This window comes from Streptomyces sp. NPDC052064, assembly GCF_055585925.1.
Genome location: NZ_JBVJJE010000005.1, coordinates 437578 through 452542, shown reverse-complemented (window position 1 = coordinate 452542; position 14965 = coordinate 437578). Strand labels below are relative to the sequence as shown.

General features: G+C 69.4%; 13 protein-coding genes and 1 pseudogene. 1 reads left to right on the top strand and 13 read right to left on the bottom strand.

All coding sequences use genetic code 11. The features are described 5' to 3' along the window. The 9 genes from cysD to ACZ6TU_RS16445 are packed head-to-tail and all read right to left on the bottom strand — an operon-like array spanning position 1 to position 8830. Positions 1 to 921, bottom strand: coding sequence for a sulfate adenylyltransferase subunit CysD (cysD, locus tag ACZ6TU_RS16485; RefSeq protein ID WP_467670128.1), 921 nt, complete (start codon positions 919 to 921; stop codon positions 1 to 3). Further along, positions 918 to 1478 carry an adenylyl-sulfate kinase gene (gene cysC, locus ACZ6TU_RS16480; RefSeq protein WP_467670126.1) on the bottom strand — a complete coding sequence of 187 codons (561 nt, stop codon included), beginning with the start codon at positions 1476 to 1478 and terminating at the stop codon, positions 918 to 920. Before cysC ends, cysD begins: the two co-directional genes overlap by 4 nt. Positions 1479 to 1500: 22 nt before the next feature. Continuing rightward, positions 1501 to 2727 carry a GNAT family N-acetyltransferase gene (locus tag ACZ6TU_RS16475; protein ID WP_467670124.1) on the bottom strand — a complete coding sequence of 409 codons (1227 nt, stop codon included), beginning with the start codon at positions 2725 to 2727 and terminating at the stop codon, positions 1501 to 1503. 3 nt (positions 2728 to 2730) lie between these two features. Continuing rightward, on the bottom strand, positions 2731 to 4116 hold the full coding sequence (locus ACZ6TU_RS16470) for an MFS transporter (protein ID WP_469548974.1): 1386 nt from the start codon (positions 4114 to 4116) through the stop codon (positions 2731 to 2733). Further along, positions 4116 to 4376 (bottom strand): YciI family protein, encoded by a 261-nt coding sequence (locus ACZ6TU_RS16465; RefSeq protein ID WP_467670120.1) that lies wholly within the window; start codon positions 4374 to 4376, stop codon positions 4116 to 4118. The genes ACZ6TU_RS16470 and ACZ6TU_RS16465 overlap by 1 nt, the downstream gene beginning before the upstream one ends. A 42-nt stretch (positions 4377 to 4418) precedes the next feature. Then, a complete protein-coding gene (locus tag ACZ6TU_RS16460; protein ID WP_469548971.1) occupies positions 4419 to 5774 on the bottom strand; it encodes an ATP-grasp domain-containing protein in 1356 nt (451 codons plus the stop codon). Next, positions 5774 to 6736: a sulfotransferase family protein gene (locus tag ACZ6TU_RS16455; protein WP_467670116.1), complete on the bottom strand. Its 963-nt coding sequence runs from the start codon at positions 6734 to 6736 to the stop codon at positions 5774 to 5776. Before ACZ6TU_RS16455 ends, ACZ6TU_RS16460 begins: the two co-directional genes overlap by 1 nt. A gap of 13 nt (positions 6737 to 6749) precedes the next feature. Next, a complete protein-coding gene (locus tag ACZ6TU_RS16450) occupies positions 6750 to 8474 on the bottom strand; it encodes a carbamoyltransferase N-terminal domain-containing protein (protein ID WP_469548969.1) in 1725 nt (574 codons plus the stop codon). Positions 8475 to 8503: 29 nt separating this feature from the next. Next, positions 8504 to 8830 carry a hypothetical protein gene (locus tag ACZ6TU_RS16445; protein WP_467670113.1) on the bottom strand — a complete coding sequence of 109 codons (327 nt, stop codon included), beginning with the start codon at positions 8828 to 8830 and terminating at the stop codon, positions 8504 to 8506. Positions 8831 to 8968: 138 nt separating this feature from the next. Here ACZ6TU_RS16445 and ACZ6TU_RS16440 point away from each other — a divergent pair, with 138 nt between their 5' ends. Beyond that, on the top strand, positions 8969 to 9940 hold the full coding sequence (locus ACZ6TU_RS16440; protein ID WP_467670111.1) for a helix-turn-helix transcriptional regulator: 972 nt from the start codon (positions 8969 to 8971) through the stop codon (positions 9938 to 9940). Between the two features lie 155 nt (positions 9941 to 10095). Here ACZ6TU_RS16440 and ACZ6TU_RS16435 read toward each other — a convergent pair. The 4 genes and pseudogenes from ACZ6TU_RS16435 to ACZ6TU_RS16420 form a co-directional block, all read right to left on the bottom strand. Further along, positions 10096 to 10386: pseudogene (locus ACZ6TU_RS16435) on the bottom strand (macro domain-containing protein); the annotation flags it as partial. Next, complete coding sequence (locus ACZ6TU_RS16430) at positions 10383 to 11792, bottom strand: phytoene desaturase family protein (protein ID WP_467670109.1); 1410 nt, start codon at positions 11790 to 11792, stop codon at positions 10383 to 10385. The gene ACZ6TU_RS16430 and the pseudogene ACZ6TU_RS16435, both read right to left, overlap by 4 nt. 144 nt (positions 11793 to 11936) lie before the next feature. Further along, positions 11937 to 12788: an inositol monophosphatase family protein gene (locus ACZ6TU_RS16425; RefSeq protein WP_469548963.1), complete on the bottom strand. Its 852-nt coding sequence runs from the start codon at positions 12786 to 12788 to the stop codon at positions 11937 to 11939. A 104-nt stretch (positions 12789 to 12892) separates the two neighbouring features. Beyond that, on the bottom strand, positions 12893 to 14719 hold the full coding sequence (locus tag ACZ6TU_RS16420; RefSeq protein WP_469548961.1) for a gamma-glutamyltransferase family protein: 1827 nt from the start codon (positions 14717 to 14719) through the stop codon (positions 12893 to 12895). Positions 14720 to 14965: the final 246 nt, after the last annotated feature.

The window sequence follows — 14965 nt, the reverse complement described above, 5'->3', positions numbered from 1 at the left end:
CTAGAAGTACCCCTCGCGCTTGCGGTCTTCCATCGCGGCCTCGGACAGCTTGTCGTCGGCACGCGTCGCACCGCGCTCCGTCAGACGCGACGCGGCGATCTCCACGATGACCTGATCCAGCGTCACCGCGTCCGAATCGACGGCACCGGTGCAGGACATGTCGCCCACCGTCCGGTAACGGACAACCCGCTTCTCGACCGTCTCGCCGTCCTTCGGCCCGCCCCACTCACCGGCGGTCAGCCACATGCCGCCGCGCTGGAACACCTCACGCTCGTGCGCGAAGTAGATCTCCGGCAACTCGATGCCCTCGCGGGCGATGTACTGCCACACGTCCAGCTCGGTCCAGTTGGACAGCGGAAACACCCGCACGTGCTCACCGGGAACGTGCCGCCCGTTGTAGAGGTTCCACAGCTCCGGGCGCTGGCGTCGCGGGTCCCACTGCGAGAACTCGTCCCGCAGGGAGAACACCCGCTCCTTCGCCCGGGCCTTCTCCTCGTCCCGGCGCCCGCCGCCGAAGACGGCGTCGAACTTCTCGGACCGGATCTTCTCGGTCAGCGGCAACGTCTGCAGCGGGTTCCGCGTGCCGTCCGGACGCTCCTTGAGCACACCCTGGTCGATGTAGTCCTGCACGGACGCGACATACAGCCGCAGGCCGTGCTTCGCCACCGTACGGTCGCGGTAGTCGATGACCTCGGGGAAGTTGTGCCCGGTGTCCACGTGCAGCAGCGGGAAGGGCACCGGCGCCGGAGCGAAGGCCTTCAGCGCCAGGTGCAGCATGACAATGGAGTCCTTACCGCCGGAGAACAGAATCACCGGCCGCTCGAACTCACCCGCCACCTCACGGAAGATGTGCACCGCCTCGGACTCCAGCGCGCCCACGTGGCTGAGGCCGGTGAACCGCCGCGGTTCCGTGGCGGTCATGCAACGAACTGTTTCTCTATGAGCAGGCCCATCAGCATCGAAGCCGATTCGGCGGCCGACTGGCGGTCCGCCGGGATGACGAGGTCCGGTTCCTCGGGTGTCTCGTACGGGTCGTCCACCCCGGTGAGTCCCTTGAGCTCGCCGGCCCGATGCCGAGCGTAAAGGCCCTTCACATCCCGTTGCGCGCAGACCTCGAGAGGGGTCGCCACGTGGACTTCGAGGAAGGTCGTACCGCTCTTGATGTGCCGTTGGCGCACGGCGTTGCGGCTGTCGGCGTAGGGCGCGATGACCGGCATAAGGACGATCACGCCGTTGCGGGCGAGGATTTCGGCCATCAAGCCGATCCGCTGCACATTCTCGTGCCGGTCTTCGCGGCTGAAAGCGAGACCCGCCGACAGCGTCTCCCTCATCGCGTCACCGTCCAGCACCTCGACGCGGTATCCGTCATCGCGCAGCCGCTCGGCGAGTAAGCCCGCGATCGTCGACTTTCCCGCGCTCGGAAGGCCGGACAGCAGGACGGTCACGCCGCAGTCACACGGTCCAGGGCGAACGACCATGGTCGGTCAACCTCTTTCTCGGTCAGTGCTGCTCACCGGTGAGACGTTCCAGATGTGTCGACGTACGGGCGGCCAGGAACTCCATCACCCGGTGCAGGGCGGAAAGCCGGCCGGGGTCGGGGGTCCACAACCAGGTCTCCCGTGGGTGGGGCCTGGCGCCACGCCGCAGTTTGGCGCTGTACGCCTCGAAGCCGAGGCGTACGGTGCGCAGTCCGTGCCGCGCCGCGTGGCGCAGCGGTTCGTAGAAGGTCAGGCAGGGGTAGACGGGTGCTCCGTCAGAGACGGACGCGTCCGCGCCGTACATGAGAATGCAGTAGCCCTGGGTGTCGGTCATGTGGATGCCGCACGCCGCCGGTTCCCCTGTTTCGTCGAGTGCCACGGGGACACGGATGCGGTCGCCGAGGAGGGCGGCCATGGCAGTGCGCGCCGCGACCAGCGCTGGTGGGTCGGGCTGTCCGCCGTGCTTGGCGATGTTGCGGGCCTCCAGCGCCGCGATCCTTTCCACATGGTCGGCCAGCGACCAGGAGTCCAGCCTCAGTCCCGAGTTGGTCAGGGCCTGTTCCTCCTTGCGGTGCAGGCGGCGGCGACGACTGGGGAGCGCGGCCAGGTATTCCTCGTAGGAGGAGACCCCCCGCAGGTCGAACTCGGTGACGGCGGTCAGAACCGCGCCTCGGAAGCCGCAGTGGGCCAGGGCGGTGCGCAGGACCTCGTCGTCGGCGCGTACGAAAGGCACACAGACGGCACCGGCCGCACCGTCGCGAACGGCTTGCTGGGCGTGCGCGAGCAGGGCACGCAGGGCGTGCTGCCGCTTCGGGCCGTCGAGGTCGGCCCGCAGTCCGGCTTCGCTGGAGTCAAAACTCCGGAACACCACTGCCTCACCGAGTACGGCGGTCAGCGCGGCAGCGTCGGGTACCGACCCGTCGGTCTGGCCCGTGACCGTGCTCAGTGCATCGGCGTGGTTCTCGGCGGCCCGCTCGGCGTCGCCCTCCTCGGGGCGGCGCAACTGTTCGGAGGTGAGCAGCTTCCACGGGTGGCTGAACAACCCGGAGGCCGGCGTGGTCAGCGCACCGTGCAGTGCCGCGCAGACGCCACTGTCGTCCGCCGCGGTCAGCAGTACCGGATCACCGGGCTCCATGTATTCCCGGAACCGCGCGTACCCAGGACTCAGGTCGGCGCGGTCGGCGCCGTACAGTTCCTCCCACTGCCCGGCCGTGAGGGCCAGGGCGTCGGAGTGCAGGCAGGTGTCCACCGCTCAGGCCTCGCCTTCTTCGCGCGATGCCGGAAGCCGCCCGACCGGGAGGTAGGCGCGCAGATCGTCGTCCGCGTTCTCGACGCGGCGTACGCGCTTGACCGGTGAGGCGAGCAGCGGCAGGGCCGAGACCGTCAGGGATGCTCCGACCAGCAGGAGCGCTTCCTTGGCGCCGAGCACGTCGGCGAGTGCACCGCCGATCAGCGCGCCCAGTGGATTGGGGCCGAGGGCGACCAGCCGGTAGCTGGCGGTCACGGAGCCGAGGAACTCGCGCGGCGGAATGGTCTGCCGCAAGCTCATGACGTAGACGTTGTACGCGCCCAGGGCCAGACCGTTGAACAGGAACGCCAGTCCGTACGCCACGAGCGGGTTCACCAGCAGGGCGATCAGCGGGCCGAGGAGCAGGGAGCCCGAGGCGATCAGGAGCCCGGCCGTCAGGACAGGGCCGGCGGGCAGCCTGGCGGCGAGCCGCCCCACGCCCACCGAGCCGACCAGCGCGCCGACACTCGCCACGCCGATGAGCAGGCCGACGGTGCCGGACGACAGACCGGCCTCCCGGACCCCGTAGATCATGAAGGCGGTGATGAAGGCCTGTTCGTGAAAGTTGAAGAGACCCGACTGGACGCACAGATCCCGTATCGGCCGGCAGGTCCAGGTGAACTTCAGGCCATCGAGCAGCGCAGGGCCCCCGGGACCGCTCGGCACGACGGTTGCGTCCTCGGGGATCTTCAGCGACCAGAAGGCGATAGCCGCGCCCGCGAACAGCGCGAACGTCACGGTCACGGCGAACGGCAGCCCGGCCAGCTGGACGAAGATGCCCGCCAGCGCGGGACCGGCCATCTGTGTCGCCGAGTTGCTCGCTTGCAGGATCCCGTTGCCCTCGGTCAGTTCCTCGGGCCGCAGCACTTTGGGGACGGCCGACTGGTAGCCGATGTCGTAGAAGACCGTCGCCGACCCGACCACGAAGGCGATCACGAGCAGCATCCACAGGCTGAGGCCGAGGAGCGCATACCCCACGCCGAGCAAGGCGAGGGCCGCACCGCGTATCACCGCGCAGACCACGATGACTGTGCGGGCCGGAGAGCGGTCGGCGAGGATTCCGGCGACGAGGGACAGGGCGACCACGGGGAGGAACTGTGTGGCCGACACCAGTCCCGCCTGCGCCCCGCTGCTGTCCAGTTCGACCACGGCCAGCAGCGGAAACAGGAACAGCGCGACCTGGTAGGCGAGGCGTGAGAAGGCGTCGCCGACCCACAGGCGGCGGAAGACGCCCAGCCGCATCAGCGTACGCGCCGGGTCGGCGCCGGGTCTCGCCGCGTCCTGCGGACGCCGGCCCATGGTGCCCTCCTTGGCTGTCCCGTCGTCCGGGTTCGTCGTCGGATCTTTCATCAGTGGATGAACGGCTGCCACTCGCGCAGCCGCTCGACCCGCACGCCCGTGGTGCTGAAGTACGGATCCTCGGCCAGCAGCTGGTCGAGGGCGGCCCGGTCGGGGACGTCGAAGACGAGTACCGCGCCCGAGTCGTCGGCGAGCGGCCCGGCCATCCGGACAATTCCCTTCTCGCGCAGGTCCGTCAGCTTCTCCCGGTGCGCGGGGCGCGCGGCGAGCCTCTCGGGTGCGTCGGTGAAGGAGAGTTCGACGATCCACATGGGTGGCTGTTCCTTTCGTAGAGCAGAGTGACCGACTGGCTTCTAGTCCGGCGTGATCGATACCTCGATGGCCGCGGTCATCTCTGCTTCCAGCCGGTCGAGTTCGGCCGGTGACGGTGCGTCGATCAGGAACGTGACCGCTCTGTCCGCGGACTCGGTGAGCGGGCCGATCCGGGCGCCGTGCGGCTTGAGCACGAGGACCGCGCGCACCGCTGCCGGCTCGCCCGGAGTGCCCGGCCTGATCTCCGGCCACGGTTCGCCGTTCGCCGTCCAGGTGACAGCTGGTGCCTGCGGATGGCGCACGACGACATCGCGCAGGACACCATGCTCCGTCTGGAGGTACACCTGCCGGGCACAGCGCACCGGCTCGGGCGGGGTCACCGGCTCGCCCAGAGCGATACGCAGGATGTCCGGTTCCATGGGGCGGCCGGTGGTGAGGTGGTAGAGCGGAAGCAGACCGTCGCCTGGCGTGCGCACGGCCACCTCCATCAGCACCGGGCTGCCGCCGGTGGGCAGGCGCAGTTCGGTGTGGACGATGGCGTTTTCCACCGCCAGCCGCTCGACGATGTCCCGGTTGGCGGCCAGGAGCAGGTCGTTGTCCGGGGACGGAGCGGCGGGGACGGTGTGCGCCAGTTCCACGAAGTAGGCGCCCGACTCCTCGTTGGTGCGTTTGTGCGTCACCGAGTCGAAAACGATCTTTCCGTCCTGCACCAGGGCCTCGACCGAGTACTCCTGGCCCCGCACCTGTTCCTCGACGAGCAATGTCTCACCCGGCAGATACGCGTCCGAGGAGACCAGTTCCGCGAGCTGCGCGCGGTCCTCGATCACCCGGACACCCGAGCTCTCCCGGCGCCCCGAGGGCTTCAGGACCGCGGGGAAGGTGACTTCGTCGTACGGCAGAGTGTCCCGCCCGTCAGGAGGGACGATCACGGCACGCGGGCTCCATTCGGCGAGGTAGGCGCGCTGGAGGTACTTGTTGCGGCAGACCCGGGTGGCCCGCAGACCGGGCGCCGGGAGGCCGAGCATGTCCGCCACGATTCCCGTCTGCTCGACCAGCATCTCCCCTGCCGCGAAGACGCCGAGGATGTCGTAGCGTTCCCGCCACTCCATGACCGCGGCGATGACACCGGCGGTGAAACCGCCTTCCGTTCCCACGGTGCCGGAGACGAACCGGGCCTCGGCGATGAGCGAGCCGGGGCGCATGGCGGACGTCATCTGCCGCAGACATTCCTCACGCCACTGCTGAGACGTGACGACGAGAGGGACGATGCCTCGCTCCTCCAGCTCGCTCAGGTACCGCCAGTTGCGCAGGATGACCTTGAGGCCGCCGAGCAGTACGAAGGCGCGGGGCCGGTCGGATCCGCGCGGCCCGTGAGGGCCGCGAAGAGTGGCTGTCATCACTCGTATCCGTACTGCTCGAGGATGTCGCCGAACTGCTCATCGAATCGGGCGATGTTCCTGTCGGTGAAGTGTTCGCGCCAAGAGCCCGACCGCCCCTTGAAGAAGCTCCACGAGTTCTCGTTGTAGATCTTGTCCGCGACCTCTTCGGGATCCTCCGGCGAGCCGATGTGGGTGAACAACCGGGCCAGGCTCTCCACCTGCCTCTCCCGGGAACCGCCGCCCTTCGGTCCGATCAGGTCCTCGAAACGCACCTTGCACACGTCCGGGTGCCGCAGCAGCCACATCGACCGCTCGAACTGGTCGCGGCCCAGGAACGAGGGGTCCCGCAGGGCGTAGTCGATCTTCTCCTCCCACGTCGGCAGGGACTTGAGGATTTTGTGGAAGATGTCGAACTCGTAGAAATTCCCGTACCCGGCGGCGGTGCGCCCTTCCAGGAAGTTGATCATCGAGACGATGGTGTCACGCGGGTCGCGGTAGTTGAAGACGAGCGGTGGGGTGCCGGTGCCGACCCACTCACTCAGGAACGAGCCGTCCACCTTGTCGATGTCGAGCTCGTGGAAGATCCAGCACAGTCCGCGCGGCGTGTCGGCGAATTTCGAGTACGAGATGTGCTCGTTGCTGATGACGCCCTCGGCGAAGTCGAAACGAGTCTGGCCGTAGCGGTTGACGACCCGCTGCCCCAATCTGCGCTGCCAGTGCCAGCCCAGGGCCGCCCAGTCGTCGCGGGTCGCCTTGCGCAGCTGCTGCGGGGACAGCGCGAGCAGCTCCTCGTACTCCGCGCTGGACCGGGTGATCGCGGCGATGTCGAGCAGCTGGGCGTCATCGAACTCAGGGACGTTGTCGGGGGCGGGACGGGGCACGCCGGCCATCTTGTAGCCGAGCTTGACCATCAGTCCCTGCATGAGATGAGTGCCGGCCTTCTGCAGGGATATCACCATGGTGCGGGGTGCCTGGGGCATGCCTCTCCTCCTCCTACTGCTGCTGCTGCTCGTTGCCAAGCGCCCGGCGGTACAGGACGCCCTCGGACCACACCATGTCGACCTGGCCCCACTCGACCGCGGAGGCGACGTCCGGGAAGAAGCTGCGGCCGTTGTAGTTGGCACTGGTGTTGCAGAGCACGGGAACACCGCTCCACTTGTAGTACTCACGCAGGATCTGATACAGCGTCGGGTCGTCCTCAGGGCTTACCGTCTGCAGCCGGGCGGTGCCGTCGAGGTGCATGATCGCGGGGACCCGGTCGACCCACTCGGGGCGCAGACGGTGCTCGAAGAGCATGTACGGGTCGGGGGTGCCGGGATCGAAGATTTCCGCCGCGTGCTCGACCAGACAGATCGGCGCTACCGGACGGAAGTGCTCGCGCTTCTTGGCGTCGTTGAGCCGGTCCTTCATCGCCGGGTCGGTGGCCGGCGCGATGATGCTGCGTCCGCCGAGAGCCCGGGGGCCGAGTTCGGCCGGGCCGTGGAGCACGACGACCGGCTCGCCGGTCCGGTGGATGGTGCGGGCCAGTTCCTCCGGACGACACGGCACCACCGTCCAGCCCTGCGGCACATGCGGGGTCCGTACGAGGCCGGGCCCCTGACGGACACCCCACTCCAAGGGCCGAAGTCCCCTGCCGTCGGCGGCACGCAGGCACGCGGTGCCGATCGCCGAACCCGAGTCGTCGGGGAACGGCGGCACCCACATCTCCTTGATCATCCGATGGGCGCGCAGCGCGCTGTTCCACTTGATGTTCAGCGCACAACCGCCCGCGAAGCACAGGTTCCAGGGCTCATCGCCCTTCCACGCCCGGATTTTGGCTGCGACACGCTCCAGCAGCAGGCCCTCGATGAACGTGTGCACACTCGCCAGTACGTCCTCGTCACTGACCTCGAACTCCTTCACGCGCGCAGCGACGTCCTGGAGGAAGGCGTGGACGTATCCATGCGAGGGCTCGCCCGTGGATCCGCAGCCGATGATCTTCTCGCGGTACTCCCGCACCCTCGGGGTGTCCGCCTCGAAGTGCTCGTGGAACAACTCCCTGAAAACGGCCTCGATTTCGGGCCTCGGGGTTCCGAGGGCGATGTAGGCCATCATCTTCCCGGCCACCGCGAGATCGTCCACGTTGGTGGACTTGTTCTTGCGCGCGTACGGGCCCCAGTGCTGCGAGGCCATGGAGTAGGTGTGCCCGATCAGGCGGAAGACCTCGCCGCCGGGCTCCACCCGGCCCTGCGCGTCCACGCAGTACAGCCTGGGAAAGCAACCTCCGTCCCAGACCATCACCATGGCAGGCTCGCCCCGGCGGGCGAACGGACTCGTGCAGTACGCGGCGGCCATATGGCTGGCCACGTGCACATAGCTCTGGTACTCGAGGTTGCGCCCCCCGATGGTCAGGCGCCCGGCGTGACCAGGCAGGGCCGGGTCGGGCACCTTGTCGGTCTCCCGGTAGGGCGCGACCAGGAGGTCCAACGGCGTGCCGCCGGACAGCGTCGAGACGTGGCCGTTGAGGGCACCGTCCCACCCGTCGACGACCAACTGGCCGATGTCCCCTACGCCGTAGCCGTATGTGTCGAGGATCTTGACGATGTCGTCGAGTTCGTCGACGTTGCTGTATCGACGGCCGTTGTTCAGTTTCTGCATCTCGACGTTGAACACCAGTTTGTCGCCGTCGAGCAGCGCGATCCCGCCACTCTGAGTGAGCTTCAGTCCCGCCGTTATCATGCCTGTCCCTCCACGTCTCGAAGTCGAGTTCACGCCGACGGGGCCTTCTCACGGTCATGCGTGTGGCGTACCGCGCACGTCGCGGCAACCACTGCGGACCGGGCCGACCCCAGCGCCTCACGTGCGGTTTCCAGACCCTCATTTTCGGCCAACAAGTGCGAGACGTCGGTCGCGCAATCGATCAGATGCAGCGCGACGCGCGTGATGGGGCCGACCTGAGGACTTTCCTTGCCCAGGATCTCGCGAGCCTGAGTCAACAATCCGAGCACTTCCTGCAGCGATGGCGGCGGATCAGCTTCCGTACCACGCAATGTCACACCCAGAACCCTTCGTCGTGAACGAATGATTCGTGTCATGACTCGCCACTCCGGGCAGCCGATGATGTTGGCAAATTTGCACTCAGCACTGCGAATTGATCCTGGCCCACCCCTACCGCGCCATCAAGGGCTGAAGGCATCATGATCTTGCACTGCCGAAACAAGAAACGGGGATACATGAGCACCAGCAGCCCAGAAGCGGACATAAGCGGCTGTCGCAAGGTTTGCGGCCACGGACTGGATCACTACCGGGCGGCACTGCGCAGCGGCGAAATCGCTGGGAACGTCCCTCAGTGCCTCATCAACCTCAGGCTTTTACACAGGCTGGAAGTCGGCGCCCAGGAATCGACTGGCGCCGTGTACGTGCCTGTGCCACCGGCCATAGCCGCAAGGAACCTGTCGCGCCCGATAGAGGAAGCCATCGAGACACAGCGGTCACGGCTCACCGCACTGACGGAAATGCTCTCCCCCCTGGAGGCCGTCTACCAACGCGAGGAGCGAGAACGTGAGACTCACATCCAGCACCTGATCGGGGAGGACATCGTCAACGGCGCGATCAAGCTGGCCGTTGACACCTGCAAGCATGAGCTGCTGTCCGCCCAACCGCACCAGGACGCGCTGCCGAACCCACCCGCCCTGTCGCAACAAGGTGTACGGCACCGTGCCCTGTTCAGCCACACCATGCGCTCGCACGGCCCGACACTGTCCCACGCGGAACAGCTGAGCAGGGCAGGAGCCAAGATCCGTACCGTCGGTGCCCCTTTCGAGCCGCTGATCGTATGCGATCGAGCCGTCGCGTTCATTCCGGTGCCGACGCGTGAGGGGCTTCATCCACGTGCCCTCGCCATACGAGAACCCGGACTGATCGCATACCTGACGGACACGTTCGAGGCACTGTGGGAGCGAGCAGAACCACTCGTTGTCGACGCTCACCCGCATCGGACCAATCAACTTACGGACGCCGTCCAACGGACCATCCTGGAGCTCATGGTGAGAGGTCAGACGGATGCGGCCATATCGAAGCGGATCGGACTGAGCGTACGGACGATCGGCACACACATCAAACGGGCGTCTGAAATCTTCGATTGCCACAGCCGGGCCGAACTCAGCTATCGTCTGGCGAAGTCAGGCGCACTTGACATTGACTGAGACCGTGTCCTACGCGTGAGAAGCTGTTGTCGTTCCGAATGGCCTGTCGTGTCGCCGCTCTCCGGCAATCTTCAAGGCTGTGGAGGCCCTGCGGTCGAAGGCGAAACGCCGAGTCGTGGAACTCCCGGACCAGGCCGTGGTCACGCCGGCATCGGAAGCAGCGCAGGATCGCCGCCTGAAACCTGATACACCGGGCCGACCGTGTGGATGACCCACCGGGCGTCCAGGTCGCCCGCTGTGGTGGCGACCGCCTGGCCGGTGGGCAGGCTCTTGCCGTAGTGGGAGGCGCGCAGCTTCCGGCACTCCTCCAGGATCGCGGGGCCGCCGCGCCGGTGGATCGCTCCGTCGCCCCCTCCCCCGCCCAGCAGCGAGGAGTTGGCCGCGTTGACGATGGCGTCGACGCTCTCGCGTGTGATGTCGCCCTGGACCAGTTCGATGGTGGTCATGTCCGCCTCAGCCGCTTCCAGACGGCCTTCGCCGCGTTGTGGCCCGACATGCCGTGCACGCCGGGGCCCGGCGGGGTCGCCGACGAGCAGATGAAGACGGCCGGGTGGGGGGTGTGGTAGGGGAACAGGGTCGGTTTGGGGCGCAGCAGGATCTGTAGGCCGGATACCGCTCCGGAGGCGATGTCACCCCCGACGTAGTTGGCGTTGCGGGCGGCGAGTTCGGGCGGGCCCGCGGTGGCGCGGGCCAGGACGCGGTCGCGGAATCCCGGGGCGAACCGCTCCAGCTGGCGCTCGACGGCGTCGGTGAGGTCACCGGTCCAGCCGTGCGGGACGTGGCCGTAGGCCCAGAAGACGTGCTTGCCCGCCGGGGCCCGGGTGGGGTCGGCGACGCTCGGCTGGACCGTGATCAGGAACGGTTTGTCGGGGGCCCGGCCCTCCCGGGACGCCGCGCGCAGGGCCGTGCCGATCTCCGCGCGGTTCGCGCCGATCTGCACCGTGCCGGCGACGCGGGCCTCCTTCGCGGTCCACGGCACGGGGCCGTCCAGCGCGTAGTCGATCTTGAAGACGCCCGGCCCGTAGCGGTAGCCCGCGTAGTGGTTGCCGAAGCCGGCGATGCGGGCCAGGGCGGTGGGTGAGGTGTCGAAGACGTACGCGCGGGCCGGCGGCAGGTCGTCGAGACGCTTGACCTCGTAGTCGGTGTGGACGCTGCCGCCGAGGTCACGCAGGTAGCCGGCGAGGGCGTCGGAGATGGCCTGGGAGCCGCCGCGGGCGACGGGCCAGCCGCGGGCGTGTGCCGCGAGGGCGAAGACCAGGCCGATGGCGCTGGTGGCGAAGCCGCCGAGCGGTGCCATGACATGCGCGACGAGCCCGGCGAACAGCGTCCTGGCCGGTTCGTCGCGGAAGCGGCGCATGAGCAGGGTCGACGGGGGCAGGCCGACCAGGCCGAAACGGGCGAGGGTGACCGGGTCGCGGGGCAGCGCGGTGAGCGGCAGGGACATGAAGTCGCGGGCCAGCGCGTCCCACTTGGGCAGGAAGGGCTCGATGAGCCTGCGGTACGCCCCGGCGTCGCGCGGCCCGAAGGAGGCGGCCGTCTCGCCCACCGACCGGGCCAGTACGGCCGCCGAGCCGTCCGGGAAGGGGTGCGCCATGGGAAGCTCGGCGTGCAGCCATTCCAGGCCGTAGCGCTGGAGCGGCAGGGCGCGGAACGCGGGTGAGTTGATCGCGAGCGGGTGCGCAGCGGAGCACGGATCGTGCCGGAAGCCGGGCAGCGTGAGCTCCTCGGTGCGGGCGCCGCCGCCCACGGTGCCCCGGGCCTCGAAGACGGCGACGGAGAAGCCGCGGCGGGCCAGCTCCACGGCCGCGGTCAGTCCGTTCGGCCCCGCACCCACAACGACGACATCGAGCATCGACGGCACCTTCGGACCCCTTCGTCAGCCGACGGCCACTGAGGATCAGGATAGGCCCGGGGACTGACAGTCACCGGCCGCGGGTGGATTCGCGCCGGAAGGACGCCCGGAATGCCGCTTGAGCAACAGGACGTGCACGGTCCGTTACGGTCGGGCTCCGCCCGCCAGCAGTGCCACCACCCGGCGGGCCGTGGCCGCGTCGCGGGCCGCGGTGAAGGGGAGGGCGTTGCCGCCCGTGATGCGGAACGGCTCGCCCGCGACGGTCAGGTGGGCGCCGCCCGCCTCCTCGACCAGGAGCAGACCGGCCGCGTGATCCCAGGCGGCTTCCCAGGAGAAGGCCGTGGCGTCCGACTCGCCCCGTGCGATGGCGAGGTACTCCAGCCCGGCCGAGCCGCACGCGCGCGGTGCCACACCGTCGGTGCGCAGGCCGAGCAGGGCGTGCTTCTGCTCGTCCGTCGTGTAGTCCGGGTGGGAGGTTGCCACGCGCAGGTCCCGGCCGGGCTCGGGCACGCCGGCGAACAGCCGCTCTCCGTCGAGGTAGGCGCCCTTGCCGCGCTGGGCGGTGGCGAGCCGGTCGCGGGCGGGGGCGTAGGTCCAGGACGCGAGCAGGGTGCCGCCGTGGGCCAGCGCGACCAGAGTGCAGAAGCCCGGTTCGCCGCGCACGAACTGCCGGGTCCCGTCGACCGGGTCGATGATCCAGACCGGGGCGTCGCCGCGCAGCGCCTCGTATGAAGCCGGGTTGGCGTGGACCGCCTCCTCGCCGACCACGGCCGAGCCGGGCAGCAGGGCGGCCAGTGCCTCGGTCAGGTACAGCTCGGCCTTGCGGTCGGCGTCCGTGACCAGGTCGTGCGGGCCGGCCTTCTGGTCCACCTCGTGTGCGGCGAGCCGGCGCCAGCGCGGCATGATCTCGGCGGCGGCCGCCCTGCGGATCTCCCCCTCGACGTCGGAGGCGTGCTGTGCGAGAAACTCTTCGATGGTTTCGGTGCTGTCGATCACCCCTCCATCACAACACGCGGCACTGACAATCCCCACCCGCCCGGTGCACTCCGGGTGGCATCACGATGAACAGCGGAGCCCACGGCCGGGGAGACCCGGTGGGATCACCGCCCGACCGCGTAGCCCTGCATGCCGCGCGGGTTCGCCGCCGCCGACAGGACGCCCGTCCCCGGGTCCCGCGCGACGGCGCACAGCCGGCCCTCCGACCAGGGGCCGCCGACGGTCACCTGGTGGCCGCGGCGCCGCAGCTCCTCGACGACGGCCGGGTCCGTGCGGGACTCCACGGTGACGCTCCCCGGGCGCATGCCGCGCGGGTAGAAGGAGCCGGGGAAGCTGTCGTTGTGCCAGTTCGGCGCGTCGATCGCGCCCTGCAGGTCCAGGCCGCCGCGCACCGGGGCGCGCAGCGCGACCGCCAGGAGGAAGTGCAGCTGCCACTGGTCCTGCTGGTCCCCGCCCGGGGTGCCGAACGCCATGACGGGCACGCCCTCGCGCAGGGCGATCGAGGGTGTCAGCGTGGTGCGGGGGCGGCGCCCCGGGGCGAGGGAGTTCGGCAGGCCCTCCTCCAGCCAGGCCATCTGGAGCCGAGTGCCCAGCGGGAAGCCGAGTCCGGGCACGACGGGGTTGGACTGGAGCCAGCCGCCGCTGGGCGTGGCCGAGACCATGTTGCCCCAGCGGTCGACGACGTCGAGGTGGCAGGTGTCGCCGCGGGTGGTCCCGTCGGCGGCGACCTCCGGTTCGCCCGGCACGGGGGACGCGGGGCTCTTGGCGACCGTCGGCTCGCCGATGCCCAGGGCGTCGAAGCCCTCCTGGGCGGCGGCCGCCACGCGCGCGTGCGCGCACAGTCGCGGGGTGCGTCCGCCGGGGCTGCCCGGCCGCAGGTCGTGGCTCGCCTTCTCACCGACGAGGGCGCGGCGGGCCCTGTTGTACTCGGCGGACAGCAGGTCGTCGAGCGGCACGGCGGCGGCGTCCCCGTACCAGGCCTCCCGGTCGGCCATGGCGAGTTTGCAGCCCTCGACCAGCAGGTGGACGTAGTCGGCCGAGCCGTACCGGGGCAGCTCGGGCGGGAGGAGGGCCAGCTGCTGGAGGAGGACCGGGCCCTGGCTCCAGGGGCCCGGCTTGCACACGGTCCAGCCGTTCCAGTCGTACGACACCGGTGCCTCGTAGGTCGCGGACCACGCGGCGAGGTCGGCGGCCGTGAGGGTGCCTGTGTGGCGTTCGCCGCTGGTGTCCATGGTGGGCTGCCGGGCCTGCCGTACCAGGGCCTCGGCTATGAAGCCGGAGCGCCACACCTCCCGCGCGGCCTCGATCCGGGCCTCCCGGTCGCCCGCCCCCGCGGTCTCGGCGAGCAGGCGCTTCCAGGTGGCGGCGAGCGCGGGGTTGCGGAACAGCTCGCCGGGGCGCGGTGCCTTCCCGCCGGGCAGGTAGACCTCCGCCGACGAGGTCCACTCCGTCTCGAACAGCCGGCGCACGGTCTCGACGGTCTCGCCGACGCGCTCCACGGGTGCGTGCCCGTGTTCGGCGTACCCGATGGCGTACTTCAGGACGTCGTCGAGGGACTTGGTCCCGTGGTCGCGCAGGAGCACCAGCCACGCGTCGAACGCACCCGGCACGGCGGCGGCGAGCGGCCCCGTGCCGGGGACGAGGTCCAGTCCGAGACCCCGGTAGTGCGCGACCGTCGCCCCCGCCGGCGCGACGCCCTGCCCGCAGAGCACCCGTACCTCGCCGCCGGCCGGGGCGAGCAGGATCGGCACCTCGCCGGCCGGCCCGTTGAGGTGCGGCTCGACGACATGCAGCACGAAGGCGCCCGCCACGGCCGCGTCGTAGGCGTTGCCGCCGTCCTCCAGGACGGCCATCGCCGACTGCGAGGCGAGCCAGTGGGTGGAGGACACCATGCCGAAGGTGCCCTGGAGGGTGGGGCGGGTGGTGAACATATGACCTCTCACCTCGCTGTTTCCGCGCATCGCCGGACCGATGGGCGCTCAGGACCGGTCCGGGGGGAGAACCTGGCGAGTTCAGGCCAGAGTTCCCCTCCGTCCGCTCCCCCATCAGGCTATCGACGCACTGCGACACCCTGGCCCGGCCTCCCCGGCTTCGAAATCAAAGCAGGTAAAGAGCAGTTCAACTCCACCGTGTCGCGCATGTGTTCGCGTAAGCTGCGCGGGTTCTTCTGACGCCGA

Bases quoted from the DNA above. Each gene is read 5' to 3' on its own strand.
- ACZ6TU_RS16455 (WP_467670116.1), bottom strand. From the start codon at position 6,736: ATGCCCCAGGCACCCCGCACCATGGTGATATCCCTGCAGAAGGCCGGC.
- ACZ6TU_RS16450 (WP_469548969.1), bottom strand. From the start codon at position 8,474: ATGATAACGGCGGGACTGAAGCTCACTCAGAGTGGCGGGATCGCGCTG.
- cysD (WP_467670128.1), bottom strand. From the start codon at position 921: ATGACCGCCACGGAACCGCGGCGGTTCACCGGCCTCAGCCACGTGGGC.
- ACZ6TU_RS16445 (WP_467670113.1), bottom strand. From the start codon at position 8,830: ATGACACGAATCATTCGTTCACGACGAAGGGTTCTGGGTGTGACATTG.
- ACZ6TU_RS16430 (WP_467670109.1), bottom strand. From the start codon at position 11,792: ATGCTCGATGTCGTCGTTGTGGGTGCGGGGCCGAACGGACTGACCGCG.
- ACZ6TU_RS16470 (WP_469548974.1), bottom strand. From the start codon at position 4,116: ATGAAAGATCCGACGACGAACCCGGACGACGGGACAGCCAAGGAGGGC.
- cysC (WP_467670126.1), bottom strand. From the start codon at position 1,478: ATGGTCGTTCGCCCTGGACCGTGTGACTGCGGCGTGACCGTCCTGCTG.
- ACZ6TU_RS16465 (WP_467670120.1), bottom strand. From the start codon at position 4,376: ATGTGGATCGTCGAACTCTCCTTCACCGACGCACCCGAGAGGCTCGCC.
- ACZ6TU_RS16420 (WP_469548961.1), bottom strand. From the start codon at position 14,719: ATGTTCACCACCCGCCCCACCCTCCAGGGCACCTTCGGCATGGTGTCC.
- ACZ6TU_RS16440 (WP_467670111.1), top strand. From the start codon at position 8,969: ATGAGCACCAGCAGCCCAGAAGCGGACATAAGCGGCTGTCGCAAGGTT.
- ACZ6TU_RS16460 (WP_469548971.1), bottom strand. From the start codon at position 5,774: ATGACAGCCACTCTTCGCGGCCCTCACGGGCCGCGCGGATCCGACCGG.